Source organism: Pseudoalteromonas sp. MMG022 (assembly GCF_021654245.1).
GTDB lineage: Bacteria > Pseudomonadota > Gammaproteobacteria > Enterobacterales > Alteromonadaceae > Pseudoalteromonas > Pseudoalteromonas amylolytica.
Genome location: NZ_JAKFZQ010000034.1, coordinates 1 through 26959 on the forward strand (window position 1 = coordinate 1; position 26959 = coordinate 26959).

The 26959-nt window shown below is 43.4% G+C and carries 29 protein-coding genes; 10 read left to right on the top strand and 19 right to left on the bottom strand.

What is annotated here, in order from left to right; genetic code table 11:
* Nucleotides 1–493: 493 nt before the first annotated feature.
* Together L1070_RS19585 and L1070_RS19590 are read right to left on the bottom strand one after the other, a co-directional pair.
* Nucleotides 494–922, bottom strand: a complete 429-nt coding sequence (locus L1070_RS19585) for a hypothetical protein (RefSeq protein ID WP_237126822.1) — start codon at nt 920–922, stop codon at nt 494–496.
* Nucleotides 923–932: 10 nt separating this feature from the next.
* Nucleotides 933–2738 carry a S8 family serine peptidase gene (locus L1070_RS19590; RefSeq protein WP_237126823.1) on the bottom strand — a complete coding sequence of 602 codons (1806 nt, stop codon included), beginning with the start codon at nt 2736–2738 and terminating at the stop codon, nt 933–935.
* A 262-nt stretch (nt 2739–3000) separates the two neighbouring features.
* On the opposite strand from L1070_RS19590, the gene L1070_RS19595 reads away from it, so the two are divergent.
* Nucleotides 3001–3198, top strand: a complete 198-nt coding sequence (locus L1070_RS19595; RefSeq protein WP_237126824.1) for a DUF2986 domain-containing protein — start codon at nt 3001–3003, stop codon at nt 3196–3198.
* 32 nt (nt 3199–3230) lie between these two features.
* On the opposite strand, the gene L1070_RS19600 is transcribed toward L1070_RS19595, so the two are convergent.
* A complete protein-coding gene (locus tag L1070_RS19600; RefSeq protein ID WP_237126825.1) occupies nt 3231–4121 on the bottom strand; it encodes a hypothetical protein in 891 nt (296 codons plus the stop codon).
* Between the two features lie 373 nt (nt 4122–4494).
* On the opposite strand from L1070_RS19600, the gene L1070_RS19605 reads away from it, so the two are divergent.
* From L1070_RS19605 to L1070_RS19620, 4 genes are all read left to right on the top strand, one after another.
* Complete coding sequence (locus tag L1070_RS19605; RefSeq protein ID WP_237126826.1) at nt 4495–6195, top strand: alkaline phosphatase D family protein; 1701 nt, start codon at nt 4495–4497, stop codon at nt 6193–6195.
* A gap of 191 nt (nt 6196–6386) precedes the next feature.
* On the top strand, nt 6387–6845 hold the full coding sequence (locus L1070_RS19610) for a carboxymuconolactone decarboxylase family protein (protein ID WP_237126827.1): 459 nt from the start codon (nt 6387–6389) through the stop codon (nt 6843–6845).
* Nucleotides 6846–6865: 20 nt separating this feature from the next.
* Nucleotides 6866–7642, top strand: coding sequence for a helix-turn-helix domain-containing protein (locus L1070_RS19615; RefSeq protein ID WP_237126828.1), 777 nt, complete (start codon nt 6866–6868; stop codon nt 7640–7642).
* A 97-nt stretch (nt 7643–7739) separates the two neighbouring features.
* A complete protein-coding gene (locus tag L1070_RS19620) occupies nt 7740–9062 on the top strand; it encodes a sensor domain-containing diguanylate cyclase (protein ID WP_237126829.1) in 1323 nt (440 codons plus the stop codon).
* Between the two features lie 80 nt (nt 9063–9142).
* Here the strand turns inward: L1070_RS19620 and L1070_RS19625 are convergent, their stop codons facing one another.
* Genes L1070_RS19625 through L1070_RS19635 form a run of 3 tightly spaced genes read right to left on the bottom strand, consistent with a single transcriptional unit; the run spans nt 9143 to nt 10371 of the window.
* Entirely contained in the window at nt 9143–9343 is a 201-nt protein-coding gene (locus L1070_RS19625; RefSeq protein WP_237126830.1) for a 4-oxalocrotonate tautomerase family protein, read from the bottom strand.
* A gap of 18 nt (nt 9344–9361) precedes the next feature.
* On the bottom strand, nt 9362–9751 hold the full coding sequence (locus tag L1070_RS19630; protein ID WP_237126842.1) for a nuclear transport factor 2 family protein: 390 nt from the start codon (nt 9749–9751) through the stop codon (nt 9362–9364).
* A 2-nt stretch (nt 9752–9753) separates the two neighbouring features.
* On the bottom strand, nt 9754–10371 hold the full coding sequence (locus tag L1070_RS19635; RefSeq protein ID WP_237126831.1) for a glutathione S-transferase family protein: 618 nt from the start codon (nt 10369–10371) through the stop codon (nt 9754–9756).
* Between the two features lie 156 nt (nt 10372–10527).
* On the opposite strand from L1070_RS19635, the gene L1070_RS19640 reads away from it, so the two are divergent.
* A complete protein-coding gene (locus L1070_RS19640; RefSeq protein ID WP_070986034.1) occupies nt 10528–11415 on the top strand; it encodes a LysR family transcriptional regulator in 888 nt (295 codons plus the stop codon).
* Nucleotides 11416–11445: 30 nt separating this feature from the next.
* On the opposite strand, the gene L1070_RS19645 is transcribed toward L1070_RS19640, so the two are convergent.
* Together L1070_RS19645 and L1070_RS19650 are read right to left on the bottom strand one after the other, a co-directional pair.
* Nucleotides 11446–11610: a hypothetical protein gene (locus tag L1070_RS19645; RefSeq protein ID WP_170829153.1), complete on the bottom strand. Its 165-nt coding sequence runs from the start codon at nt 11608–11610 to the stop codon at nt 11446–11448.
* A gap of 367 nt (nt 11611–11977) precedes the next feature.
* A complete protein-coding gene (locus tag L1070_RS19650) occupies nt 11978–12469 on the bottom strand; it encodes a hypothetical protein (RefSeq protein ID WP_237126832.1) in 492 nt (163 codons plus the stop codon).
* 291 nt (nt 12470–12760) lie between these two features.
* On the opposite strand from L1070_RS19650, the gene L1070_RS19655 reads away from it, so the two are divergent.
* On the top strand, nt 12761–13627 hold the full coding sequence (locus tag L1070_RS19655) for a LysR family transcriptional regulator (protein WP_237126833.1): 867 nt from the start codon (nt 12761–12763) through the stop codon (nt 13625–13627).
* Here L1070_RS19655 and L1070_RS19660 read toward each other — a convergent pair.
* From L1070_RS19660 to L1070_RS19705, 10 genes are all read right to left on the bottom strand, one after another.
* On the bottom strand, nt 13596–14111 hold the full coding sequence (locus L1070_RS19660; RefSeq protein ID WP_070986031.1) for a hypothetical protein: 516 nt from the start codon (nt 14109–14111) through the stop codon (nt 13596–13598). The genes L1070_RS19655 and L1070_RS19660 overlap by 32 nt on opposite strands.
* A gap of 129 nt (nt 14112–14240) precedes the next feature.
* The gene (locus L1070_RS19665; protein WP_237126834.1) at nt 14241–14756 is read right to left on the bottom strand and encodes a GNAT family N-acetyltransferase; all 516 of its coding nucleotides are present in this window, start codon (nt 14754–14756) and stop codon (nt 14241–14243) included.
* 17 nt (nt 14757–14773) lie between these two features.
* Nucleotides 14774–15256: an N-acetyltransferase gene (locus L1070_RS19670; protein ID WP_237126835.1), complete on the bottom strand. Its 483-nt coding sequence runs from the start codon at nt 15254–15256 to the stop codon at nt 14774–14776.
* A 40-nt stretch (nt 15257–15296) separates the two neighbouring features.
* Entirely contained in the window at nt 15297–15887 is a 591-nt protein-coding gene (locus L1070_RS19675) for a LysE family translocator (RefSeq protein ID WP_237126836.1), read from the bottom strand.
* Between the two features lie 88 nt (nt 15888–15975).
* Nucleotides 15976–17148: a 2-methylaconitate cis-trans isomerase PrpF gene (gene prpF / locus L1070_RS19680; RefSeq protein ID WP_237126837.1), complete on the bottom strand. Its 1173-nt coding sequence runs from the start codon at nt 17146–17148 to the stop codon at nt 15976–15978.
* 61 nt (nt 17149–17209) lie between these two features.
* Nucleotides 17210–19801, bottom strand: a complete 2592-nt coding sequence (acnD, locus tag L1070_RS19685) for a Fe/S-dependent 2-methylisocitrate dehydratase AcnD (RefSeq protein WP_237126838.1) — start codon at nt 19799–19801, stop codon at nt 17210–17212.
* A gap of 74 nt (nt 19802–19875) precedes the next feature.
* A complete protein-coding gene (prpC, locus tag L1070_RS19690) occupies nt 19876–20997 on the bottom strand; it encodes a 2-methylcitrate synthase (RefSeq protein ID WP_237126839.1) in 1122 nt (373 codons plus the stop codon).
* Between the two features lie 96 nt (nt 20998–21093).
* Nucleotides 21094–21984 (bottom strand): methylisocitrate lyase, encoded by an 891-nt coding sequence (gene prpB / locus L1070_RS19695; RefSeq protein ID WP_070986024.1) that lies wholly within the window; start codon nt 21982–21984, stop codon nt 21094–21096.
* Between the two features lie 11 nt (nt 21985–21995).
* The gene (locus tag L1070_RS19700) at nt 21996–22661 is read right to left on the bottom strand and encodes a GntR family transcriptional regulator (RefSeq protein ID WP_070986023.1); all 666 of its coding nucleotides are present in this window, start codon (nt 22659–22661) and stop codon (nt 21996–21998) included.
* Between the two features lie 180 nt (nt 22662–22841).
* Nucleotides 22842–23162 carry a diacylglycerol kinase gene (locus L1070_RS19705; protein WP_343221782.1) on the bottom strand — a complete coding sequence of 107 codons (321 nt, stop codon included), beginning with the start codon at nt 23160–23162 and terminating at the stop codon, nt 22842–22844.
* Between the two features lie 423 nt (nt 23163–23585).
* Between L1070_RS19705 and L1070_RS19710 the strand changes: the two genes are divergently transcribed.
* The gene (locus L1070_RS19710) at nt 23586–24308 is read left to right on the top strand and encodes a transporter substrate-binding domain-containing protein (RefSeq protein WP_070986141.1); all 723 of its coding nucleotides are present in this window, start codon (nt 23586–23588) and stop codon (nt 24306–24308) included.
* Between the two features lie 68 nt (nt 24309–24376).
* Here L1070_RS19710 and L1070_RS19715 read toward each other — a convergent pair whose 3' ends face one another.
* Nucleotides 24377–24586 (bottom strand): cold-shock protein, encoded by a 210-nt coding sequence (locus L1070_RS19715; protein ID WP_070986022.1) that lies wholly within the window; start codon nt 24584–24586, stop codon nt 24377–24379.
* A gap of 453 nt (nt 24587–25039) precedes the next feature.
* Between L1070_RS19715 and L1070_RS19720 the strand changes: the two genes are divergently transcribed.
* Both L1070_RS19720 and L1070_RS19725 read left to right on the top strand, forming a co-directional pair.
* A complete protein-coding gene (locus L1070_RS19720) occupies nt 25040–26116 on the top strand; it encodes a PAS domain S-box protein (protein ID WP_237126840.1) in 1077 nt (358 codons plus the stop codon).
* A 469-nt stretch (nt 26117–26585) separates the two neighbouring features.
* The coding region (locus tag L1070_RS19725; RefSeq protein WP_237126841.1) for a hypothetical protein at nt 26586–26959 on the top strand (374 nt) is incomplete at its 3' end.

The window sequence follows — 26959 nt, forward strand, 5'->3', positions numbered from 1 at the left end:
ACTTGGCTTAAAGGCCACTACAAGTTAAGGGAAAATCAACCTCAACTTTTTATAACAATAAGCTCTATGAGCAATAAATAATAAGGACTATAAAATGAAATTACCAATCAACAAAAAGAAACTAAAAACATTATCTTCAGATAAAAATATACTTTCTAAAAAATATACTTTCTAAAAAATTGACACCAAATGCTGCCGGCGGTGTACTGGAGCCAGATACAGATCGCTGTAAAACGGACCCATACTTTTGTGGTGACTACACAAGAATGTGTACACAGTATTGCTACTCACAAGACTGTTAATCTACCGATAAAAAGGAGTAATACACTTGTATTACTCTCTTGATACTTTCCACCTAATTCACTTACCTAACGCTATTATTCAAGCATCAATATAAAAATAACACCTGTTTACGCCTCATCTTCAATTTACAAAATGGCGTTAAGTAAGTAGTGGCCGCACATCCGTATACCAGCCACTCATTGCTAATAAATCAGTTTATTTTCACGCCCAAATCTTTGAGGCCCAAACTTGCTGAAACAACAGTACCATCTTGTTGCAAAGCCGCCAGCACTTGCGCCAAATTGTCTTGCTTTGAAGTCACCACGTAGAATGACTTGTACGCCTGTGTAAGCGTCAAACCATGCGCTTTTGCTACTTCATCAGCATCAGCGAATGCGGCCAGTTGAATTAATACTTCACCTGTTACCTGATAGGCATTTAAGCCATTCTCACCAATGATCACTTGATCTTTTCTAACTGATTGAGCACCATTTAGCTCATTTGTTTGGGTAAAACCAGATGATGGCAATTGACTGACATCTTTAATTTGTAGCTGTTGTAGCTCATTCACAGATACAGGGTAATTTGCCAATACAGCACTAGATGTGCTCAGCGCTACTAACATAAGTAATTTTTTCATTATCTACTCCTTAATGTCCGTAAATACGCAGTGACCAGTCTTTAAGCACGCCATCAACTGTATTGTTAGTACGATTAGTCGCAAACAAGCCAATCTCTGGGTTATAGATCAAAGTACTGCTAGTACCTTTATCTGTATCAAGCACCTTGAGTGTCCAATTACCTTGTGACTTCTCACCGTAAAATTGATGGCTCAACATCACAGTATCCGTATAGCCGCCGTCAGTGCCATCTAAAAAGCCTGTGCGGGCACTCATCATCACGCTGCGTGTACCCGATGGTGAAGTCAGTTCAATGGCAATATCACGAAGACGTTCATGATCCAGATTTAACTTAAGTTGCACCGCTTCAATGGTTAGGTTTTGGTCAATTCCCATAGTGCTTTGTGCACCAACTAGACTTGCATCTGGAACCGTAACGCCTGCTGTTTGCTTCTGCCACGGTGTAATTTGCAGCTGTGGTAAAGAAGCACCTGTAAACAAGGCTTTGTATACAGCATCATCGACGTTAACGGCACCAAGACCATAGAAGCTGTGAAAGTGATAACCTGCTGCGTTGGTTTGCCAACCAGGTACGGCATCATATGTGACGGTTTCTCCACTTGCAGTTTCAAAATCAAGACTCACACCTTGATGTTGTGGGTCAACTTTGCGGGCGGTAGAGGCCAGAATATGACGTACCGTTCTGGCATCAAGCGCTGGGTTTGCAGACATCACCGTCGCCACCGCGCCAGCAACATTCGGACCCGCTGAAGAGGTACCGTTCATCACACCTGTAAAATCACAATTTGGATCAAGTTGTGAGCCACCATGAAGCGCATTCTTATGTGTGCCCGTAACATTCATCCCTTGCTCACAACCAGTTAAATCAACTGTGACCATCGCTGGTTTGTCCTGACCATATTCCCCACCAGGTGCCGATAAAAAGATGTTAGCACCGGCCGATGAATAAGAAGACAAGTGACCATCAGCATTCAGTGATGAAACCACTAAATTCCAAAATAATGTGTTACCTAACTCGATATTTGCATTGTGAAAAGGCAATCCATTATTGTTGAAGAACTCATTGTTTTCATACGGAATAACATAAAACGGTATACCTTGAATATATGTATTGTAATAGCGGAATGAGTTACCCGCAGATTTTACATACGCAGCACCTCGTCCCCAATGACTGTCAAGTGAAATATCTCGCATCACTTGTTCAACCAAGGCATATTCTGGGTCTAAACTCAGATCACCGTTTGGTGGTGAAGACGGAGTACTACCATAACTTTGGTTAAATACCCGAGGATCGGTAAAGCGGTCAAGCACTCTGAAATCTTCGCTCAAGCCGTGTGACACCATCCAAGATGCCAATGATTGCTCACTCAAATAGTTAAAACCAATCAAGTTGGCATAAGGTGCTACACCCCGCCCTCCTAAATTATTGCCTTCTTCAGCCGCTATCAAACCTGCAACAGCTGTACCATGACCATGAGTATCCACTGGATAATCACTGCCATCAATCAGATTTCGTGAACCTGGTACAACATTGTTTTTCAAATCAGGGTGTGAAATTTCAACCCCTGTATCAATAACAGAAACAGTAATACCACGACCTTTGATACCCATACGATCCGCAAAGTCCAAGTTGAGATCTTCACCCACTTTACCCGCCGATAATGAGAACCCAGTTTGGCCCGTATTTTGTAGATGCCACTGCTGAAAAGTCAGTGGATCTCGCTTGATAAGATCTTGATCTGGCGATGTATTTGCATACACCGAGCCAGTTGCTGCCACCACGGCAAGCACTAATAAACTCTTGTTGTTATTCATTACATTCCTCCACATGCCACTCCCCAAAAAGGGAACTAAAACATAACACCGAGATAACGAACACGCAACAAAAAAGACACCGCTGTCAATTAATAAATTAACAATTCACTATAAAACAACCAGTTGAGAGCCCAAAAAATAATACAAAAAGTACACTTATTTACCCAAAAAAGGGTCTTGATATCTTAATGATGGCATGAGCAAATCATTTTTGTTTTATGGCCTTTGAGTGTAAAATACTGCCGTCGAAAAGAGAGATATTATGAATCGCAAAAAGAAGATTTACGAAACGCTGAAAAAGAAAGATAAGCGAGCCAATGCAAAACTACATAAAAGCAATAAACCTCGCTATATTTCAAAGGCGCAACGTGCTGCGTTAGAAGAGGAACAAGCAGCCCAAACTACATCCACCATACGTGATGCGTCAGACGCACCCTCAGAGTCACATAGTGAGGATTAGATAAAAGTGCCGCTTAGGCACTTTCTATAAGGCTACCCATTATCTAGTACCTCATTTAATTCATTGATCATATCGTCGCTGAACATATGATTTTTCATCAGGCTTTTAAGCTTTTGATCACCATGGTTGTAAAGCGCGAGTATTTGCTGTGCTACGCGGCGGTTTAGATCAGGCTGTTTATTTTTTGACTGGTAGTACTGCAACATCAAACCATCGGCGGCCATGCTTCGCAAATAATCATTTTCTTCCCGCTCAACGATCGATACAAAACTATCCGCTACCCTCGCGTCTGTAAGAGGTGTGCCAGCAATCACTTCAAGCGCTTGTACTTTGAGCTTTTCGTCACTGCTTTGCTGAGCAATTTTTAATATTGCATCCACAGTTTCAAAGCTATAGTCGTTCATTTGAGTTTTGTTAAGCACATACATATTCATTTGTAGTTGCCCCATCGCTGAGAGTCTCTCTAACGCTGGTAAACTGCTATCTAGTACTTTCGCGTTTAATTCTCTATTTACTTGCTGCGCATAATCAGGGTCTGTTTTGAGCTTTATTTCATAGTCTTGAGGTAAGCTTTCATAAAATGCGTAAGCGGGGTCTTTGCTGCGCATTTCTTCGCGTTCTCGCGCTTGTTGCTGTTCAATGACATTCAACACAGCTTGTTCAAAGTTATCTCGGGGCGCCATATTCATATCGGAGCCATCACGGCTTTCCAGCCTCTGTAATCTCGCTTCCAACTGCGATATCTGCGCATTAAGACTAACAATGGTGTCTGACTGAGACAGCTGTTGACGCTCGATACCACTTTGCAAAGTATCTTCCATAAACACACTCTCAACCTGCTGTGGGCGATTAAAAACACCATATAAAGAAACAACCAAGGCTAGTACTGAAATAATTAACGCCACACTGGCCGATTTGAACATACCTACTCCTATATTGTTAGGCGCACGACAGATAGTAACACAGCAAAATTCGTTTATTCGACAAGGCATCTATTGCCTGAAAGATACCTGTCTATTCTAGCGGCTTCTTGGTCCGTCTCCAACCTACTTAGCCAGCTCTTGGGATGGCAAAGATGAGCAAGCCAATTAAATAAAAATATGACTAAATTAAGGCATACAGTGCCGCGCATATAACTTATCTCGAGTTTAGGTTATTTAATGAAACTTTTAAGAATAAAGTCATGCAGTTGAAATAGTTTTGCAAGCAATCTATCACACCCACCCCCTAATATGTTTTGCCTCTAGCATGGACGACCATCGTTACCAGGAAGCACTACTTATTTTAGGAAATAACATGAATAAAATCAGCAGTATAATTATTGCACTTTTGCCTACGCTAGCGCTAGCACAGAGCGAGGTGCATTATGATCAGTGTAAAAACAGTTTTAACTATTTAGGCGCAGACTACCAAGGTACCACCAACAAAAACAACGATGGTAGTCAATGGTGTTACCTCAAAGATGCTCAAGAAGGCGCATATTGGGCTAATGTAAAAGTTGAGACCATTCCCCAATTTACGACCAAAAGCGGTAAAACGTGTCGTGCACCTTCAAGTTACCAAGGGGAGCAATTTTATGGCTGTAGTTCTCGAAATCATACCACACCATGGTGCTATATTAGCGAGAGCGAATGGGAAGAGTGCGACCTTGCTGAGCCCTCTGAAATCCTAAGCCATACACATCCACAAGCGAGCAAGCGCCTTGATCGTGTTGCTTTAGGTTCTTGCTTTAAAACTAAAGGTGATATGCCAGAGGCGTTGGCACGTCTAATCACCCAAAAACCAGACTTGTTTCTATGGCTTGGAGATAACATCTATGCCGACACAACTGACATGAGCAGCATGCGCAGAAAATACAACGAGAAAAAGCAACATGCTGATTACCATGCCTTTTTAGAAGCTCAGATCCCTGTGATGGCCACGTGGGATGATCATGACTTTGGTAGGAATAATGACGGTAAGCATTATCCCGAACGCGAGAACGCACAAAAAGAGTATCTACGCCATTTCGATGTCCCACAGAACGACCCAAGACTTAACGGCCAAGCAGGTATTTACGAGGCGAAAATGCTGGGCGGCGGCAATGAACAAACTCATGTCATCACACTTGATGCGCGTTACTTTCGCTCACCAACCTTTAATAATTATGGTCAGTGCGAAGGAGAGCAAAGTACTATACTCGGCGAACAACAATGGCAATGGCTCGAACAAGAGCTGGCAAAACCTTCAGAAATCAAGTTAATAGCCAGTGGCATTCAAGTGCTTCCACCCCTTTATCAAGGCCGCAGCATGGCAAGTTACTGTGCTTATGGTAACGGTCAACAGTTTAAAGCTGCAATAGAGTCGCTGGGCGAAACAGCGATGTCTGGCACCAGTTATGAGTCTTGGGCGGAAATGCCCAGCGAACGTGAGCGCTTACTACGCATGGTGCAAAAGTCAATCAATGACGGAAAAACTAAAGTCGTGATTTTTCTATCGGGAGATCAGCACTGGGGTGAGTTATTACAAAAGGATATACCTGCAAGCAGCGAATTTGGAAAACAAGCCACGGTATATGAGATCACAGCCTCTGGTTTTGGTCAAAATTGGCCATATCACATCGAAAATCCACTTAGATTACCTATCTACGCTGATACCAAAGGCGATGGCAGCTACACGAAGCAGTGTAAATTACCGTTTAACTATGGTGGTGTTACCTATCAAGGCTGTACCAACAGAGATAACGATAAACCGTGGTGCTACACCCAAGTAGATGAAAATGGTAAAGGGGTGGAAGGACAGTGGGGTAACTGTGCGCCAAGTGGTGCGAAAATCCCAACGGGTTATGTGGGTACTGTAAGCCCAAGTATCAGCAACCTTACCACCAGCAATCGTCATTTAATTAATAAATCAGGTAGCAACTACGGTATGTTAGACATCGACTGGCAAAACCGCACCATCAAGATGTCAATTCAGACCGCTGACGAAGAAGCGGTTTCAACTATCATTACTTTTTAATCGCTTATGGCAGGGGAGCATGACTTCTCTGCCTTGATATCGAACCCAAGAGGCGATAGCACCGCTGTGTACCTCGGCCTCGGCGTGTCCAAGGTTCACGGATCATTGTTGGCTAATTGTCGGAAATATTCAATACCTCGCACCACTCCTTAGATAAGCTTTTACCGAGCACGTAATTAAGGAGCATGACTATGACCTCACGTATCAATTATTTTAAAATCGCCCCTAAAGCGATGGACATCTTACTCAATCAAGAGCAATATTTATCAAATCAGTTTAGTAGCAGTGAGACACTCAGCGCGTCCTTGTGGGAGTTACTAAAGCTGCGTGTATCACAAATCAATCAATGTGCTTTTTGTATCGATATGCATAGTAAAGTAGCCCTTGAGAGAGGGGAGATGCCCGTGCGTATTTTAGGGCTAAATGCTTGGCGTGGGCTGCCCATTTATACGCATGTTGAGCGCAGCGCATTGGCTTGGGCAGAGTTAATCGTCAGCGATGAGCGAGTCAGCCAAAAAGAGTATGAACTGGCTGTTGATGTGCTGACAGAACCAGGACTGCTAGACGTTACGCTTGCTGTCAATGCTATTAATAGTTGGAACCGTATATCAAAAGCATTCTCCCCTACTATTGAGAAAATGAGCGAATAGCTAAACAAGGAGCGCTGCCTGTGGGTTTGCGGCTAAACTTCACCATTTACAAACCAAAACATCATATCGCAGATTTTATTCAAGCAATATGGTGTGCAAAAACCTGTGATACAAATCACAGCGATGTAGTGCGTTGTTTAAATGGTGATGGCTGTATGGGGGTTTTATTTAACCTTAATAAGTCATTACGAATTGGTAACCAAGCACTACCGACGGGTATACTGGTTCAGCCTGTTAGCACTCAAACCCACACTATCAGCATTCCTGCTGGTAGTACTGTAGTCGGTATACGTTTTCAGCCAGGCTTTGGAGTGAGCATATTAGATACGAAACCATGCCACCCAACGGTTATTTCATCAGACAGCGATATTGGTCAGGCCCTACTTCCAATATTCCAGCAACTATCACATGCTAAGGGCAGTTGGACCCTGATTTCACTTATCTATAGATGGATATGCCAACACCTCGGACAACCAAAGCCATTGCCTCGCTCTCTAAAACATGCGATTGATGTACTACAGTCAACAGCGCCTGAGCAACAGCACACCACCGTCTTCAATCAAAGGCAAATAGAACGACAATTTAAAACTTGGCTTGGTATCACGCCAAAGCACTTTCACAGAATCATGCGCGTACGCCACACCCTTAATACATTAAAACAATACGATGAAGCACCACTTGCCGCGATAGCCCAACAGCTAGGCTATAGCGATCAGGCTCACATGACCAGAGAATTAAAACATATTGCTAATGTCACCCCTAACAAATACCGCCACATACTGAACTCTCAAGGGTGATACATTATTTGTTTGCAAAAATTTTACTGTTTGTACCAAGCAGCTATACTCTGTTCATTCAGCTATGAAATACAACAAGTTATAGAGGTATGCAGCGATGTATCAAAACGCTGTTCGCTTTTGGCAAAAACGCTCTCTTCGCTTTTGGCTCACCTCGGGGTTGGTAATGACTATTTCCCCCTTCATTGCTTTTTCTATTTTGACCTACCTATTTGTTAACGAACGCATCGTTAGTCCATTGTTGACCCTTTCCTCTGAACAGCTAGGTATCCTCAGCCCTGTCAATGCGCTACAAAAAAATGCTTGGGATGTATCAAGAGCAATTACAAACTTTACGATAGACGGCGATGCCAATTACCGTGCTGAGTACACCGCTCATGCACAACAAATCGACGACGCATTCTCCCAATTAAATCAATCTCCTAGCGTGGTGTACTCACGATTAAACGAAGATCTACTTATCGCGCAGCAACAGTGGACCAAGGTAGCCTCTCACTCTGAGGTTATTTTAGGTATGCCTCATAACCACGACTATTCCGAGTCCGGAAGTCGAGTCATTGAATTTGAGAATGAAATAAACAAGCTGGGTTATGAGCTAGAACAAATATATGAAGACTTACAACAACACAATGAACAGTTGCATCACCAAGTACTAAAGACCATTGAACAAGCTGAACGACTGTATGTACTTGTACTTTTTTTAGCCGTATTACTTGGCTTGCTGGGTCTTGTCATTATTAATCGCTCACTGCTCAGTAGCATGGATAAGCTCACAGAGGGAGCTTCGAAGTTTGCTACGGGAGATACAAACCACCACATTGATATCGGTATTCCCGTTGAGATGGCCAGTGTGGCACATACCTTTAACAGCATGAAAAATAAAATTATCGAACAGCATAAAGCGCTCGAACTGGTGGCCAACATGGACGGCCTAACCGGTTTACTTAACCGACGTAAATTTGATGAACAAATCGACCAAGAAATAAAACTTGCGCAACAAGGGCACTACCCCATAAGTATCATCATTTTAGATATTGACCACTTTAAGCAATTTAACGACACCTATGGACATCTTGGGGGAGATGAGGCACTAAAAACAGTCGCGCAAACACTCGCCAAAAACCTAGGTAGTAACGATAAAGCCTGCCGCTATGGTGGTGAAGAATTCGTCGTTATCTTACCCCATTGTGCCAGTAGCACAGCCCTGCGTATTGCTGAAAAATTACGACAATGTGTAGCCTCTCAAGTGATCATCATTGAAGAACGTAAAGTCACCACCCTCACAGCAAGTTCAGGTGTTGCTACTTTCCCTGAGCATGGACAAACAACCCAAATGCTCATAAAGCGTGCAGACCAAGCGCTCTATAAAGCCAAAGCCAGTGGTAGAAATAGAGTAATGATGGCCACTATTAATTGTTAAACCAACGTGTTGCCTTGTACAAATAACTGACAAAGCGGCACTGAAAAGTGCCGCTTATTTACACATCTTTAAGTACAGCGTTATGATTGATTCCGTAACTGAGTGACTTGCTCATAGCCTATCCCCCAGTTATCTGTGTCCACTTCTTCAATCACCACAAAGGTGGTCTGTGGGTTTTTGCCCAAAACATCAACCATCAACTGTGTACAACCTTTGATAATCGCTTGTTTTTGTTCGCAACTTACCCCTTCATCGGTTACTTTGACATTTATATACGGCATAAAGTTAATCTCCTTGGATCATTCATTTTCAATGTGGGCAGACTTGACGTCGACATACATCTTATTGACGATACGCCAGCGACCATGCTCTTTCAGTAGTCCTAAAAAATCGATATAGATGAAATCAAACAATGGGCAATACGCTTTTACCATAGCTTGATGATGTATTACCTCAACTGATAACACCCGATATGCATAAGGTAGTCCTAACTGTGCAGGCACAGAGCGCTCCTTTACATCAGCTAGCCACTGCTTTAAATTACGCCGCTGCAAAGGGGCTTTTAGCCATGCATCTGGGTGAAAAATCTCTGCTAACAGCGCCACATCCCCATTGTGTATACCCTCGAAATATTTATCGATAACGGCTGTGACATGAGCAAAGTCCTGCTGCTTGCCTTGGTTGTTCATGTTCACGAAGCTAGCTCGTCGGTCTGTGATTGCTCAGCAGCGACTGCCAATTGAAAACTTTCCATGCTTTCAACATAGCTGATCATGCTTTGTGCACGCGTTCCAATAATTATTTCCACCGGAAAAAAACTCCCCCAATGGGCGTAAACTGCCAACAAAATATCCGCTGCGCTAGGTACGTCTCCCCCTAGAAATGGCTGCTTCGATAAGCGTGACTCAACCACCAGCCATAATTGAGTGAGGTGCTGTGCTGCCGCTTTCATTGCGTCAGTTTGAGCCACCCCCGCTGACATATTTTGTGTAATAAAGAACAATCTAGAATATGCAGGGTGAACCGTGGCATTGGCAAACATGATATCTTGCACAGCTTGCTGGTAGTCGTCCGCTTCTTTTGGAAGCATAGAGCTTCGATGTTTATGCAATAAATACAGTATGATAGCCGCGCCCTCTGTTAAGGTTTTCTCACCATCAAGCAGCACCGGAATACTGCCTACAGGGTTAATATCAGCAAAGCTTTCAATCGTGCTTTTATTAATTAGTGCTACCTGCTGTCCCAGCTCTCGCAAAATAACTTGAGTGGCCAAAGAGCAGGCTCTGGGTGAATAGTAAAGTGTATACATCTGCTTTTCCTCAAAGAATAGTTAAAATGTCATTATCACTGCGCCTGTCATTTAGGCGTTTGAAAATCATAAACAGCTTGTTTGTTTTCATATATATCGATAATGTGAATGCACTGTTCTCAATTAGAGAACAATATATTTAAGGAACAGTGTTCTATGGATAAACTCAGAGCAATCAAATTATTTGTTCGCCTAGCCGACTTGGGTAGCTTTACCCGAGTAGCTGAGCTTACAAACTCATCGAAGTCGATGATCAGTAAAGAAATAAGCCGATTAGAAGAGAATTTGGGCGCTCGCCTGTTACATCGCACAACCCGAAATGTAAAGTTAACGCATATTGGTGAAGGATATTTGCAACGCGCGCGTGAAATCCTCGCTCAAGTAGAAGATGCGGATCAATTTGCGCAAAACTTACAACAAAACTCACGCGGTAAATTGAAAATCAATGCTCCGATGGCATTGGGGATCACCGATCTTGCTACATTGTTCGCTGACTTTATGCAGCTGAACCCTGAGATCGAGTTAGATATTCATTTGGGTGATGAAACGGTAGATTTGGTCGAGCAAGGATTCGATCTTGGCTTTCGTGCATCAAGTACGCAAATTGAATCCAATTATGTCGGCAGACCGCTTAGACGCTTTTCCTATAAAATCTGCGCTTCACCTGAGTATTTGAAAAAACACCCTGCAATTACATTACCGCAAGACTTAGCTTCACATAACTGTTTTATTTACAGCTACTTTCAAGGAAAAGATGTCTGGCCAATTGAGGAGGGAGTGAGCGTGTCGGGTAATCTAAAGGTCAACAGTACGCTGTTTATGATGCAATCCATAAAGCGTGGATTGGGCATCGGCTTTATACCCGATTTTGTTTGTGAAAACGCACTCGAACGTGGTGATGTGGTTGAAATACTACCACATACCAACAAGCCGCTATTAACCCTATACGCACTCTACCCTGCCAGACATTTTGTGCCTGACAAGGTTGTGAAATGTATTAGGTATTTAGAGCATTGGTTTGAGACAAAACATGCGGATAACTAGCTAGCTCACTCATGCTCCATTGTGACATGCCTAACACTTAATTGTTTTAAATGATGTGTATCTTTGAGTTCCATGTCGCCCAGCCTGTGGTGGGAGTGTATCGGGTAGAGAAAGCTCACCGCCATTGACATGCTTTGCACTAGAGCGTGAAAGTTCTTTTAGTTTTTTTGACTTGAGTAGTAGCGAAGTTTTCATGCTTTTTATTCCTTATTATTAAGCTATTTTGACTCCTTCAACTTCATTTAAACATAGGTACAACTTGTGCCCCAACACAACCATCTGGCAAAACCAACCCTATGAATTTTTAATTCCTTAACTGAAGTGGTAGAAGCGATAAACGGAACAATATCCTAAACCTGTCTCTTTATGTAGTGCAAGAGTAAGTCGCCATATTAGGTAAAAAATATTCGCTATTATGTAAAGAATAAACACCATGCTGTCGCCTATTCCACGACAGTCATGGTATTGGTAATGTGATAGCCTATTCTGACTAACTGATATTATTTGATTTTTATATTTTCACAACAAATAAAACAAAATTAGATGTGTATTGGCGCACTGATTATAATTGCTCACAAGACACAGCGCTGACCAATACATGAATGTCGTAATACACCGACATAGTTTTGAATACCTCACCGAACGTACTACCGTCTTTGGTACTAATTGTGACATGAGTATCTCTGTGCTGCGAAGATGCATAATTAAAGGGATACAAAATGCTGTGACGGCTAATACTACTTGGCTGTAATTCATAAGCACCGTTGCTGTTTAAATATGTAGACTCTACCTTAAGGTGGGCTTGCAGCTCACGATAGTAACGCTCATGACGATTCGTGCGATTGAAAGCGATACCCACACCACAATTACCACCCATTGGATAAATGTTGTTCACAAAAAATGTTACTTCACTGGCATCACGATGCAAGGTTGCAAAATCTCCGCTGCTTGCAAGCCAATCGGCAGGATTTGCAGATGCCGGTAAGGCACACATAATTCCGGTCAAAGCAGCTATTGCGCATTGAAGACTTGGTTTGATATTTCCTGTCATCATTTTCAATATTCCTTATTGTAGGCTGAGCTTATGCTCTATCATAGAGATAGCCACAACAAATGTAAAATAAAAGTTAACCACCCTAAACTAATCAAGCAAGCATAGGTAAACACTACAACGCTTTACACTTTACTTATACAAAAGTAAAAATTTAACGCTTTAATTTATATAGACAAAATTAGTCACCAACAGTCTGAACTTAGTATTTCAACAAACAAAGTTCCCATATGAGCCACATACCGATTATAGTTAACACCATCAATTAAAGTTAAAAATATGTGAAGGAAAACAATGCGACCATCATTTGATGATCTAAGTTATTTTGCAGAAGTGGCGACCACATTAAACTTCTCACGTGCGGCTCATCGCCTAGGTATCACGCAGCCTAGTATGAGTGCGGCGATCAAACGCCTTGAACAAAGCTTCAACACACAACTGGTGATTAGAAGTCGAAATGGCGTAAAACTAACGCGCTCAGGGGCTGCTTTGGCAAAACACAGCCGTAAATTTATGGCCGACTGGGAGCAGTTACAGGCAAATGTGATCCGCGCTGGAACCGATATGCTGGGCACGTTTTCTATCGGCTGCCATCCATCAGTAGCGCTTTATAGCCTGCCTCGCTTACTCCCTGCTTTGAAAGACAAGTATCCAAACGTAAAACTAAACTTAGTTCATGATCTTTCAAGAAAAATCACCGAACAAGTCGTTGGATTTGAAATTGACTTTGGTCTTGTGATCAACCCAATCCAACACCCAGATTTGGTGATCCACAAGCTGTTTTTAGACGAGGTAACACTGTGGCGCGGTGCAAACTTTGACGCAGTTGCAAAGACCAATGAGCGGGTCATTTTGTACTGTGATCCTAACCTCAAGCAATCTCAGGCATTGCTTAAGGCGATAGACTTGACCCACTTCCAAGTCGAGCACTCTAATAATCTAGAAGTAATCGCTTGCTTAGTTGCCAAAGGTATTGGCTTGGGAATATTACCGCAACGTGTTGCCAAGAAAAGCTCTGAGCCATTACACCGTTATGAACACAACGATGCAATGGTCATTGATGAGCTATGCCTCATCCACCGTTTTGACATTCAAAATAGTACCGTGAGTCATAACCTCAAGCAGGAAATCAAAGCGGTGCTGAGTGAGCCGCTAGATTAACTTCTTCGAGCTGCTGACAGGTCACAGCGCTGGTGAGCGCATAGATACTATTCCAACTTGACATACCATCGAATACTTCCCCAAAGGTACGGCCATCTTTGGTGTTGATGGTAACGTAGGTCATGTAGTATTGGGCTGTATAGTCGAATGAATACAATATGCCCTTGTCCGTAACCGATGAGGGTGATAATTCGTATAAACCACTGTCGGTCAAATAAATTGATCTAACATCTATATGCTCAAGTAGCTCACGATAATAGTGCTCTCGGCTATTGAAACCATTTAACGCAATACCAATACCGCAATTTCCGTCGCGAAGCTGCGGATAGTGAACGGCAAAACGTACTTCGGAAGCATTAGGATTTAGCGTGGCAAAATCACCACTGGTATTGATCCAATCACCTGGGCTTGCCAAAACAGGCAGCGTCAGCACAGCCGAGGCAAGTGATAGCAGCGAGCGCCTGCTAAAAATGTGTGTGGTCATATTAAAGACTCCTTTTCATGTTGTGTATGGCGTAAATGATATTGACTTACCATCTCAACATAAAATAGGAGTTAGCAATGCGTAACATAGGGTCAATCTATGATGGCTAACAGCCGTACTCACTGAGAATTAGAACATTACCCTATGAGCACTGATTGCTCGTTGTTTACCTTTTAGCGTTATCTCGGTATCTTCTACATAACTGAGGCCTAGTTTGCCAATAACCGCTCTGGAGCGAGTATTCTCTACAAAGTGTGTCGCCTCAAGCCCTTGTAGATAGTGGTGTTTTCTATAATAGCTAACCAGCCCATTCACCGCTTCAGGTGCGATACCTTGCCCCCAGTAATCACACCCTAACCAATACCCTAACGTACCCACGTTATTGACAATTTCTACAAAGCCTAGTGCGCCAATCACACTGTTATCGCCTCGCTGGGTGATGGCATATACCACACTTTCACCACTTTCATACTGAGACTGGTGAGTACTGATCCATTCGGTCGCCATGTCTTGTGAATAGGGATATGGAATATTCTTAGTCATATCACTGACTCGCTTATCCCCAGCCAACTTTGCTACTGTTGCTGCGTCATCAAAGTCAAAAGGCCGTAATATTAAACGTGCTGTAGTAATGATCGGTTGCATCTGTCTTCCTTTGCTTATTAATTAATTAGCTTGCGACTAAAATTGCTTTTTCTCATATATATAGCATCTGGCAACTTATCACCATCAGGAAGTTGCGTTGAAACAAATCCAAAACGCTCATAAGCTTTGCTAGCAGATTGATTATCACTATACACAAACAACGAGCATTGCTGCACTTGAAGCGACTGTAAACCCCGTTTACACAACTCGCTCAGTAGTCTATCGACGAGCCTTTGGCCCCGATATGCTGGATTTACGGCTAAACGGGCAAGGTGACAACAGCCTGAACGTAAGTAGTATTGGCCAAAGGCCATTAATTCACCTTGCGATGATTGCAATGCTAGGCTATCCAGCTCTGTCAGTCTTAAGTCTGCCTTAAAAGAATTGAGATCAAAAGGGTAACGAAAGTTTGGTCCAGCCCACGTGAGCAAATCACCTCGACTGTTAAACCAAGTCATCAGTTGCATAATATGAGAGTGTGTTGGGGTAATTACGTCCATTTCGTCATCCTCAAGCGTTTCATGTTGCTAAAATAGCAAATTAACCCACCACGGCAACCATAACACTTACCACTAATGCCAAAGCAAACACCAAACGCAACCGCTTAGCTTGTTTTGGCTTTGCAAAGAAGACTCTCAGCTTCGCCCCCGCCGCCATCCATAGCGTATCAACTATAACAGCAACTAGAAAACAAACAGTCGCTGTTAACAGTAGATTGAGCAATGGGCTGTGCGTTTGCAGCATGTTGTTTGCAAAGATAGCTAAAAATGCGGCATACGCCTTAGGGTTAATCAGATTTAAGATAAACCCATCTTTAAATACGGGTGGCTGCCCTGTTTGAGATGTAATACCGCCTTGTGCTGTCGCGATTCGATAAGCCACAAAACACAAGTAACCGGCTGCCGCTAGCTGACAAACTATTTTAATGGTTGGATAAGCATTAAATAACGTGCCAAGCCCCGCTGCAACTATAGCGATCACCACCAAGAGGCCACCTAAAATTCCAGCCAAGAAACCACTTCCTTGACGAAAACCAAAACTCGCTCCAACCCCAGCCAAAGCCAATGGCGCAGGGCCAGGAGAGCCTAACAATAGCGCCGTCGTTAACGCTAAAGATAAAACCACTTCCATGGTGTTGTTTCCTAATTTAATTGACGTGATAAAAAAGGCCCTATCTGGGCCTTGGTAACATTACCAACAAAATCTAAAGTGTACGTTGTTACAGCTGAGGCACTCGCACACTGCCTTCCATCAACACGCGCGCGCTTCGGCTCATCACCGCTTTTTCTGCTTGCCATTGTCCATCAATGTACTGTGCAGCTGCGCCCACTCGTAACGTGCCAGAAGGATGCCCGAAAGTAACACTCTCACGGGCACCGCCACCTGCCGCCAAGTTCACCAAAGTCCCAGGAATGGCTGCAGCAGTCGCGATTGCCACCGCAGCAGTGCCCATCATGGCATGGTGCAATTTACCCATCGATAGTGCGCGAACGCAGATATCTATGTCATGGGCGTTGATCTGTTTACCACTGGAGGCCAAATAACTTTGCGCTTTGCTGACAAAAGCAATTTTGGGCGTATGCTGGCGTGTAGCCGCTTCTTCTAACGAGCTAATTAAGCCCATCTTCAAAGCACCATGTGCGCGGATAGTCTCAAACCGTGCCAATGCTGCATCATCACCGTTAATCGCTTCTTGCAATTCCGTGCCCGTATAGCCAAGTTCATCAGCATTAAAAAATAATGTCGGTATACCAGCATTAATCATGGTGACCGCAAACTTGCCAATACCAGGTACTTCCAACATGTCCACCAAGCTACCAGATGGAAACATAGCACCCTCGCCATCCGCAGGGTCCATAAACTCAACGACCACCTCGGCGGCAGGAAACGTGACACCATCAAGTTCAAAGTCACCCGTTTCTTGCACTTCCCCATCCGTAATAGGTACATGCGCGATAATGGTTTTCTTGATGTTAGCCTGCCAAATACGCACCACGGCGATACCATTTTGTGGAATGCTACCAGCATCAACCAAACCATTACTGATAGCAAACGAGCCCACTGCGGCCGTTAAGTTGCCGCAGTTCCCGCTCCAATCGATAAATGGTTTATCGATGGCCACCTGTCCAAACAAGTAATCGACATCATGATCAGCCTGTGTACTTTTTGACAAAATAACCGTTTTACTGGTGCTGGATGTAGCTCCCCCCATACCATCAGTATGCTTACCATAAGGGTCTGGACTACCAATCACACGTAACAACAAAGCATCGCGCTCGGGGCCTGCCACCTGCGCTTGAGGTGGCAAATCAGTGAGGTTAAAAAATACCCCTTTGCTGGTGCCACCACGCATGTAGGTTGCGGGCACTTTAATTTGTGGCTTAAAAGACATTACTTATTCCTGTAAAGCATCTTCCAAGACCCTGATAAACAGGGTCAAGTGTTGTTAAAAGTTATGCGTTAGCTTCTAAAAAGTCTTTCGCAAAGCGCTGTAGTACACCACCTGCTGAGTAGATTGACACCTCTTCAGCGGTATCTAATCGACATGTCATTGGCACTTCAACACGCTCACCATTTTTACGGTTTATCACCAGTGTTAACGTTGCACCCGGACTTGGCTCCCCTTCTACATCAAAGGTTTCTGTGCCATCTATTTCTAAGGTTTTGCGAGTCGTCCCCGCTTTAAACTCAAGCGGCAACACACCCATACCAATTAAGTTAGTACGGTGAATACGCTCAAACCCTTCAGCAGCAATCACCTCAACACCCGCTAAACGTACGCCTTTAGCAGCCCAGTCACGCGAAGACCCTTGACCATAGTCAGCACCAGCCACAATGATCAACGGCTGCTTACGCTCCATGTAGGTTTCAATCGCTTCCCACATACGAGTTTCTTGACCTTCCGGTTCAATACGCGCCAATGAGCCTTGCTTAACTTCACCGTGCTTGTCACGTACCATTTCATTAAATAGTTTCGGGTTCGCAAAGGTTGCACGCTGAGCTGTTAAGTGGTCGCCTCGGTGCGTTGCATAGGAGTTAAAGTCTTCTTCTGGCAAGCCCATTTTTGCTAGATACTCACCTGCTGCACTGCTGGCAAGAATCGCATTGGATGGTGATAAGTGATCCGTGGTGATGTTGTCACCCAATACCGCCAGCGGTCGCATACCTTTCATGGTGCGCTCAGCGGCCAAAGCCCCTTCCCAATAAGGCGGGCGACGAATATAGGTACTCATCTCGCGCCAATCATACAGTGGGTTATTGTGCTCACCGTAATCAACCGTTAAGTCGAACATCGGCTCGTATACTTGGCGGAACTGCTCAGGCTTCACACTTTGTGCGATCACTGCATCAATCTCTTCGTCGCTCGGCCAAAGGTCTTTGAGGGTAACTGGATTACCTTGTTGATCATGACCTAAAACATCTTTTTCGATATCAAAGCGGATAGTTCCAGCAATAGCATATGCCACAACTAGTGGGGGAGACGCCAAAAATGCCTGCTTTGCGTAAGGGTGAATACGACCATCAAAGTTACGGTTACCTGATAATACAGCGGTAGCGTACAGGTCACGATCGATCAGTTCTTGCTGAATTTTAGGGTCGAGGGCACCACTCATACCGTTACAAGTGGTACATGCAAATGCGACCACACCAAACCCTAATTGTTCAAGCTCCGGTAACAGATCTGCTTCTTCAAGATACATTTTTACCGCTTTTGAACCCGGCGCTAATGATGATTTAACCCAAGGTTTACGGGTTAAACCTTTGGCATTGGCGTTACGCGCTAACAAGCCGGCCGCAATGACGTTGCGTGGGTTACTGGTGTTTGTACAGCTGGTGATAGCAGCAATGATCACCGCACCATCAGGCATTTTACCTTCTTCATTCTCTACAACGCCTGCGATGCCCTCTTTGGCCAAATCCGCCGTTGCAACACGTTTATGAGGGTTAGATGGACCCGCGATGTTACGCCCAACCGATGATAAATCAAACTTTAACACTCGCTCATACTGAGCTGATTCAAGGCTATCCGCCCAAAGGCCGGTGTGCTTAGCATAGCTTTCCACCAAACGAACCTGCTCATCATCACGGCCCGTTAGCTTTAAATAATCAATTGTTTGCTGGTCGATGTAGAACATCGCTGCAGTCGCGCCATACTCAGGTGTCATGTTTGAGATGGTAGCTCTGTCACCAAGAGTCAGACTCGCCGCCCCTTCGCCGTAAAACTCAAGGTAGGCACCCACCACTTTTTCAGCACGTAAAAACTCTGTTATCGCAAGTACGATATCGGTTGCGGTAATTCCCGGCTGAGCCTTACCAGTTAACTCTACACCAACGATATCAGGCAAACGCATGTACGAAGCACGGCCTAGCATCACACTTTCGGCTTCAAGGCCACCCACACCCACAGCAATCACGCCAAGTGCATCAACATGTGGTGTATGGCTATCGGTACCCACTAATGTATCAGGAAACGCCACGCCATCTCTGGCATGGATCACTGGAGACATTTTTTCTAGGTTAATTTGGTGCATGATGCCGTTACCCGGTTGAATAACGTCAACATTTTTAAATGCGGTTTTGGTCCAGTTGATAAAGTGGAATCTATCTTCGTTACGCCTATCTTCAATCGCACGGTTTTTTTCAAACGCGTCTTTTTCAAAACCAGCGTGCTCTACTGCCAATGAGTGGTCAACGATTAACTGAGTTGGTACAACAGGGTTTACTTTAGATGGATCGCCCCCTTTAGCAGCGATTGCATCACGTAACCCCGCCAGATCGACCAACGCCGTTTGGCCAAGAATGTCATGACATACAACACGCGCTGGAAACCAAGGAAAATCTAAATCACGACGACGCTCAATGATCTGAGTCAAGCAGTCATCCAGTTTTTCGCTTTCACAACGACGTACTAGGTTTTCAGCAAGCACACGAGATGTATAAGGCAAGGTGTCGTAGGCACCTGGTTTTAGAGAATCAACTGCTTCACGTGTGTCATAAAAGCTCAGTTGCGAATTAGGCAACAGCTTACGGTATTTGGTATTCATAACTACATCCATTGGAATTTGATGACGGACAAAATAGCAAGCGGCTAACATGGGTTAGCCGCATCAATGCGTGATTAACGCGCTGAGATAGGCGTGACAGGACGTAACTCTTCGCCTGTGTACTCAGCTGACGGACGAATAATGCGGTTATCCGCACGTTGTTCCATCACATGTGCAGCCCAGCCAGTTAAACGTGACATTACGAAAATAGGTGTAAATAGCTTAGTAGGAATACCCATAAAGTTATATGCCGATGCGTGGAAAAAGTCTGCATTACAGAACAGTTTCTTCTCGCGCCACATCACTTCTTCACAACGTACAGATACGGGATAAAGTACGGTATCTCCCACATCTTTTGCTAGCTTTTCTGACCACTGTTTGATGATTTCGTTACGTGGGTCACACTCTGAGTAAATCGCGTGGCCAAAGCCCATGATTTTTTCTTTTCGTTCTAACATACCCATCATTTCTTGCTCTGCGTGCTCAGGCGAAGTGAAACGCTCGATCATATCCATCGCCGCTTCATTTGCACCACCGTGTAGTGGGCCACGTAGTGAACCAATCGCACCAGTAACACATGAATGCATGTCTGAGAGTGTCGACGCACATACACGAGCAGTGAAGGTAGAGGCGTTGAACTCATGTTCTGCATAAAGAATTAGGGATACATGCATTACACGCTCATGTAGCTCGTTTGGCTTTTTACCATGTAACATGTGTAGGAAATGTGCACCGATTGAATTATCATCCGTTTCCACGTCAATGCGCACACCATCGTGGCTGAAACGATACCAGTAACAAATAATGCTTGGGAAACACGCCAACATGCGATCTGTCACTTTGCCCTGTAAGTCAAAGCTTGTTTCACCTTCTAAGTTACCTAGCATTGAGCAACCTGTACGTAGCACATCCATAGGGTGAGCATCAGCTGGAATACGTTCCAACACTTCTTTCAATGCTTGTGGTAAACCGCGCATCGAACGTAATTCGCCCTTGTAGCTGTCAAGTTCAGCCTGAGTAGGCAAGTGACCTTTTAGAATAAGATAGGCCACTTCTTCAAATTCACAGTGTTCTGCCAACTCTTTAACATCATAACCACGATACGTGAGGCCAGAACCTGATTTACCCACTGTTGATAGTGCTGTTTTCCCTGCTACCTGGCCTCGAAGGCCAGCACCGCTTAGTACTTTTGCCATTTTGTTGTCTCCTGAATTTTTACCTGCTGAATATTATTTTTCTCTAATGGGCCAATATTTTAGTTAACATCAGGCCCATCATAATGATTTCTTTAATTACTTGTTTTTACCTTCGGCAAACAATGAATCAAGCTTTTGCTCGTATTCGTGATAGCCAAGGTAATCATATAAATCCATACGTGTTTGCATGGTGTCGATGACCGCCTTTTGATCGCCGTCTGACAAAATTGTTTGATAGACCAACTCCGCCGCTTTGTTCATTGCACGGAACGCACTCAGTGGGTAAAGCACCATATCGACGCCCCACTGTGCTAACTGATCTTTGTTCCAAAGCTCAGTTTTGCCAAATTCGGTGATGTTAGCCAAGATAGGCACATCTAACGCTTCGCTGAACGCTCGGTAGTGCTCCTCAGTTTGCACAGCCTCCGCGAAAATACCGTCAGCTCCTGCTGCCACATAAGCTTTAGCGCGTTCAATCGCGGCTTCTAAACCTTCCTGTGCGAACGAGTCTGTGCGCGCCATAATGAAAAAGTCAGGATCCGTGCGAGCATCTACCGCAGCTTTGATACGGTCTACCATTTCTTCTGTAGAGACAATCTCTTTATTTGGGCGGTGACCACAGCGTTTCTGGGCAACCTGATCTTCCATATGTACGGCTGCAGCGCCTGCTTTTTCCATATCACGGATGGTTTTAGCGATATTGAATGCCCCACCCCAACCGGTATCAATATCTACCATCAGAGGTAAGTCACATGCAGCTGTAATGCGCTGCACATCTGCAATCACGTCATTAAGTGACGTCATGCCTAAATCTGGTAAACCGTAAGAAGCGTTTGCCACGCCACCACCAGAGAGATAAATAGCTTGATGGCCTATTTTCTTAGCCATAATAGCCGAGTAGGCATTGATTGTGCCTACAATTTGCAATGGTTGATTAGCCTCTAATGCCTCGCGAAACTTCTTACCTGCGCTTTTATATCCTGTCATGATGTTCTCTCTTATAAGCTGTTTTGAAGCTTAGCTTCGATATTATTTTTTGAATATGTGATATGTCGACGCATCAGCATTTCCGCTAATTCCGGATCACGATTGCTGATGGCTTGTACGATATGCTTATGTTCGTCAAAAGCACTGGTGACTCTTGGACCTGCCATACCTAATTGCACGCGATACATGCGCACTAGATGATATAAACCATTCACTAACATAGAGATCAGGTGGCTGTTTTTACTGCCTAAAATGATTCGATAGTGAAAGTCCAAGTCGCCCGCTTCTTGGTAATAAAGCTCTGCGCTTTTCACTTCATGTGATTGGCTATTGAGTAATGCGTTCAGGTCAGCTACCTCTTCTGCACTCATGTGCAAGGCTGCTAAGCGCGCAGCCATCCCCTCAAGCGCTTCTCTTACCTGATAAAGCTCAGCCAAACCTTCGGGACTAAGTGATACAACACGCGCACCGACATTAGCCCTACGTTCAACAATATTACACGCTTCTAAACGATTGATAGCCTCACGCACCACAGCACGGCTCACTTGGTATTTTGTCGACAATTCGGTCTCACTCAGCTTAGACCCTGATGGGATCACCCCCTCAACAATCTCCTTGCGAAGACGAAAGAAGGCTTTATCCGAGGATGTTACGGCTTGCTCTTGAAAAAACTCCATCTTAGCCCACATATACTGAGTGATAAAAAGTTGTAGACAATATAGTGCCGCTTTACGTTAACGTCAACCTAGAAACCAATAGATTGTCGACAATTTAACTTATAACCTATATAAATATGATGAATGATAATCACAATATTGAACATAAGTCTGAAACCACATAACGCTATACAGCCGCCATTATGTCACCCAAAAGTTGCTATAAATACAACTACCCCAAACACACAGAAACACGATTATTGATACCAAAACCCCCGCTGAGCCTAAGTCTTTTGCCAAGCCTGATAAGGGATGTATCTCAAAACTAACACGGTCGATAGTTGCCTCAATGGCGGTATTGATGATCTCGGCAAACATCACAAATAACGTAGCGCATAACATAGCAACCTTTTCGTACAAGCCGATTTCAAGACTAAAAATAACAACTAAAGTGACGGCGAGTAGCGCCACTTCTTGGCGAAACGCAGACTCATTGCGGACCAACCATTTCAGTCCACGCATTGAATGTTTAAATGCAAAATATATACGTTTAAGTCCACGCGGTTTATGGCGAGTGTCAAATTCCAGCAAGGTCTTCCTCCGATATTCTGTAAGCATTTTATGTACCGTACCCACAAAATGTTGCAAAATTACTGACTCTTCACTCATTTATTTAGCGAACTGATTCCTACTTTATTTCACCGAAAAGCTGAACTACAGGTAAAGGAGGTGAACCTATTCGCACATCATGAATTGATTAAAAGTCCTATGTAGCCTAATTATGAGAAGGTGAAGCGAGCAAAAACCTTTTAAAGAGTGGTAACTTATCAAGTTTTTGCATGAACTAACTCGCGCTGTTTTTAAACTTATTTGCTACACTTATAGTATACATATAATTTGGGTACTGCCGTGGTTGTAAATAAACGCCTTTACAGTTTGTTGCTTATGTCCCTGTTATGGTCTGGTTTATGTCTAAGCAGTGACTGCATAGCAGCGACTTTACCGCATTTAACCGTCGTAACCGAACTTTCGCCACCTAACCAGACTTATGATAATGGCGTTGTAGGCGGCACCAGTACCGAGTTGGTAAAACAAATAGTGAGCAAAGCAAGCCTAGATGCGGATTACCACCTTTATCCATGGGCAAGAGCCTTTAAGGTCGCCAGTGAACGCAAAAACACTTTGATATACAGCATGGCCAAAACGCCGTTAAGAGAGCAAAACTTTCATTGGATTGGTCCCGTGGCTAGGTTTGAACTGGGGTTTGTTACCAACAGTTATCGCCAAGACGTTAAGATTGAAGCGTTAGAAGATGCAAAGAAGTATAGGCTTGCCGTGCAACGTGGAGATATCGCTGCAGAAAAGCTCGAGCAGTTTGGTTTCGATTATGTACTCACCGCAGATATCGAGCGTTCATACCAACTTCTCGTCACAAATAAAGTAGATTTAGTGTTAGATGACCCTCGATATATCCAACCTATGACAGACGCGCTTAACTTGCCAAAAGATCATTTCCGTTTTGTATTCAGTGTGCCAAACCTATCGGTAAGCGGGTATTTAGCCGCCAATATTGATACCTCAGATGAAGTAATAAACAAGCTACGTTTAGCATTTGAAGACGTAAAAAGAACCGAATTATATAAGCTTGTTCTGTCTGGTTATCATTAGCCGCCATTTGCTTTATTTCAGACACAAAAAAAGCAAGCCTTAGCTTGCTTTTTTTACAGCACGAATGCTTAGATAACAGTGATGTTCTCTGCTTGAGGGCCTTTTTGACCTGTAGCAAGAGTAAACTCAACACGTTGGCCTTCAGCAAGAGTACGGAAACCGTCGCCTTTGATTGCGCTGAAGTGAGCAAAAACGTCAGGGCCATTCTCTTGTGCAATGAAACCAAAACCTTTTGACTCGTTGAACCACTTAACTGTGCCAGTTACTGTATTAGACATATCTAGATATCCTGATTTAAAAATTTAACTATGCCCATCTGGGCGCATAGAGCAAAAATTAGACGGTACTTAAAAACTTCAGGACGGTACTACAAGTATGACTTATACAACAACGTAATGGAGATTTATAAACACTGACATATTTTTTGTCTAAGCTCAGTCTATCTAGATCAGACGCCAAGTCAATCAATTTTGCGACCAATGAAATGAAATTTCTATGACAACTTGTTAACACTAAGGTTAACAACTCAAATGATATGAAATTAATTCGCAAGGCTTTGAGGCAGAGAATAAAGCGTATTAACCGTACATATCCAACTAAAAACTCAAATGCCATACATAAAAATAATCTAAACCTCCTGAGCACACGTATTAACCATTAGCTGCTGGTTTTTCACCACACATGCACTAGGTTTAGTTTAGTCTGTATTACGCAAGTGGAGTTCAAGGCTCATGGATAACAAAATATCAAGTTTAGAAGAAACTGCATTTTTTAGTCAGCTTATGCACAGTTGCTCAGTGCTCCAGCTACTTAAACAAGTTCTCATGCATTCCCACCACGCTATTGTTGTCACTAATGCGGACCACATCAAGGGATACCCAATCGTGTATGCCAACAGGGTTTTTTGCGAACATACCGGCTATGAATTAGCCGAGCTTGTTGGTCACTCTCCTCGCATTCTACAAGGCCCAGATAGTAATCACAAAATAATAGCTAAGATTACACCTGCACTTAAAAAAAATGGCTATTTTTACGGCTCTTCGATTAATTACCGAAAAGACGGTTCAGTGTACCCAGTAGAGTGGAATATTTCTGAGATTAAAAATGAAGAGGGTGAAGTTACTCACTATATATCAATGCAAAAAGATCTCACCAACCTCAAGCGCATCGCTGAACAAATCAAAGATACCAATGAGCTATTCAAACGCTTTTATGCCGTTCAAGCAAAAGAAAATGAAAGCAAACTAGAACTAAACAAACAAGTCGTTGAAGCAATTAAAACAAATGAAAAAATATATAGTGGCAACCTGCGTTCAAGTGACAATATTGAGTTGTTTGAAGAGGCATTTTTCGACTTTTCACCAGGACAAATGGGTGCGTTAGGAAATAAAATGGACAAAACACCGGTTAGTGCAACTGAGTTTTGGCAAGAAAGCCCCATCGCTCGAGACGATATTATTTCTCTTACTGAATCCATCCGAGAACTAGACGCAGAGATTGGCCTTGCAGAAGCACTCAACAGTCAAAAAAACTACCAGACAATTGCCAAGTACATGAAAGAAGTTGCTAATGGCTTATATTTTTGTGTTGAATTCAACGATGGAGCCCTGATCATCGACGAAGTCGCTAACAAACTGGCACAACTAGATAGCACGGACGATGTGCCAACAGAGATGCTCGCAATGTTTAACAAAGATGTATCCGACTGGATTGATAGTGTTTTTGTGCTAAAAAATGCCGAAAATATATTTTCTGGCGAAAACGACACCATCGCCGCGGGCAATCAGTTACTGGCGTTGCTTAAATAATCATTACTCATAACTGCTTGGCAATCGCAAGTGTTATGCAATCACTTTGAGAGAGCGAATAAAGACTAGTATGATCCAAACTTATAAGTTGGCACCTTAAATTGCAGTAGGTTGGATAAGGGGCGAAGCCACGCCATCCGACATAAAGATGTAAGCGTTTGCAGTGTGCCAGAAGCGGACTATCAGCGTAACTCGTTTCTGCCCAAAAAGAGTTAACGTAAATACTCTATAGGTCAGCTTTGAGCGAAAAGCGGTCATCCAGTTAAGTAATTATTAACTTAGTAAGAATAAGAGGAAACTTTCCTCTTTTTACATGTTTATATGAGTTACAGAAAGCATAATATTTATAGCGGGCAATCACTTATACTATTTGCTATTAATGTAAGTTCATAAAATAAGGATGCTTTCGCGCTAAAATAGGGAAAGTGTCCTCTGATAAAGTTGTTAGGAATTTTATTGAGATTTGAGTATGGAACAATTTTTTGATCAAACTAGTAGCGCTGAAGTTGTTTTACCAACAAAAGCATTGTCATGCCTGCCATTTGCACAAGATTGCTTTTCTGGGTGGGATGAAAATTGTGATTTGAGAACCTTTTTGAACATCTTATTTTCTGAAGGAGGGTATGGTGAATATGGCGACTATACGTATTCAACGAAGATCGAAGAGTTCAACTATATCTTGGGACTATTTCAAGATGGTGCCGCAGTTATCGACCCTGAATCGAGCCCTGAAGATCCAACTTATCTGGTTCCGGATTTTGCTAACTCCATAGAGTTTTCATTAGCTGCTAAGTATGCAATAGCTTGGGATGCTGTAGTTAGTAACATGCTCTCGGAAAGTGC

Coding starts and splice junctions, on each gene's coding strand:
- L1070_RS19585 (WP_237126822.1), bottom strand. CDS start 922: ATGAAAAAATTACTTATGTTAGTAGCGCTGAGCACATCTAGTGCTGTA.
- L1070_RS19590 (WP_237126823.1), bottom strand. CDS start 2,738: ATGAATAACAACAAGAGTTTATTAGTGCTTGCCGTGGTGGCAGCAACT.
- L1070_RS19595 (WP_237126824.1), top strand. CDS start 3,001: ATGAATCGCAAAAAGAAGATTTACGAAACGCTGAAAAAGAAAGATAAG.
- L1070_RS19600 (WP_237126825.1), bottom strand. CDS start 4,121: ATGTTCAAATCGGCCAGTGTGGCGTTAATTATTTCAGTACTAGCCTTG.
- L1070_RS19605 (WP_237126826.1), top strand. CDS start 4,495: ATGAATAAAATCAGCAGTATAATTATTGCACTTTTGCCTACGCTAGCG.
- L1070_RS19610 (WP_237126827.1), top strand. CDS start 6,387: ATGACCTCACGTATCAATTATTTTAAAATCGCCCCTAAAGCGATGGAC.
- L1070_RS19620 (WP_237126829.1), top strand. CDS start 7,740: ATGTATCAAAACGCTGTTCGCTTTTGGCAAAAACGCTCTCTTCGCTTT.
- L1070_RS19625 (WP_237126830.1), bottom strand. CDS start 9,343: ATGCCGTATATAAATGTCAAAGTAACCGATGAAGGGGTAAGTTGCGAA.
- L1070_RS19630 (WP_237126842.1), bottom strand. CDS start 9,751: ATGAACAACCAAGGCAAGCAGCAGGACTTTGCTCATGTCACAGCCGTT.
- L1070_RS19635 (WP_237126831.1), bottom strand. CDS start 10,371: ATGTATACACTTTACTATTCACCCAGAGCCTGCTCTTTGGCCACTCAA.
- L1070_RS19640 (WP_070986034.1), top strand. CDS start 10,528: ATGGATAAACTCAGAGCAATCAAATTATTTGTTCGCCTAGCCGACTTG.
- L1070_RS19645 (WP_170829153.1), bottom strand. CDS start 11,610: ATGAAAACTTCGCTACTACTCAAGTCAAAAAAACTAAAAGAACTTTCA.
- L1070_RS19650 (WP_237126832.1), bottom strand. CDS start 12,469: ATGATGACAGGAAATATCAAACCAAGTCTTCAATGCGCAATAGCTGCT.
- L1070_RS19655 (WP_237126833.1), top strand. CDS start 12,761: ATGCGACCATCATTTGATGATCTAAGTTATTTTGCAGAAGTGGCGACC.
- L1070_RS19660 (WP_070986031.1), bottom strand. CDS start 14,111: ATGACCACACACATTTTTAGCAGGCGCTCGCTGCTATCACTTGCCTCG.
- L1070_RS19665 (WP_237126834.1), bottom strand. CDS start 14,756: ATGCAACCGATCATTACTACAGCACGTTTAATATTACGGCCTTTTGAC.
- L1070_RS19670 (WP_237126835.1), bottom strand. CDS start 15,256: ATGGACGTAATTACCCCAACACACTCTCATATTATGCAACTGATGACT.
- L1070_RS19675 (WP_237126836.1), bottom strand. CDS start 15,887: ATGGAAGTGGTTTTATCTTTAGCGTTAACGACGGCGCTATTGTTAGGC.
- prpF (WP_237126837.1), bottom strand. CDS start 17,148: ATGTCTTTTAAGCCACAAATTAAAGTGCCCGCAACCTACATGCGTGGT.
- acnD (WP_237126838.1), bottom strand. CDS start 19,801: ATGAATACCAAATACCGTAAGCTGTTGCCTAATTCGCAACTGAGCTTT.
- prpC (WP_237126839.1), bottom strand. CDS start 20,997: ATGGCAAAAGTACTAAGCGGTGCTGGCCTTCGAGGCCAGGTAGCAGGG.
- prpB (WP_070986024.1), bottom strand. CDS start 21,984: ATGACAGGATATAAAAGCGCAGGTAAGAAGTTTCGCGAGGCATTAGAG.
- L1070_RS19700 (WP_070986023.1), bottom strand. CDS start 22,661: ATGGAGTTTTTTCAAGAGCAAGCCGTAACATCCTCGGATAAAGCCTTC.
- L1070_RS19705 (WP_343221782.1), bottom strand. CDS start 23,162: ATGCGTGGACTGAAATGGTTGGTCCGCAATGAGTCTGCGTTTCGCCAA.
- L1070_RS19710 (WP_070986141.1), top strand. CDS start 23,586: ATGTCCCTGTTATGGTCTGGTTTATGTCTAAGCAGTGACTGCATAGCA.
- L1070_RS19715 (WP_070986022.1), bottom strand. CDS start 24,586: ATGTCTAATACAGTAACTGGCACAGTTAAGTGGTTCAACGAGTCAAAA.
- L1070_RS19720 (WP_237126840.1), top strand. CDS start 25,040: ATGGATAACAAAATATCAAGTTTAGAAGAAACTGCATTTTTTAGTCAG.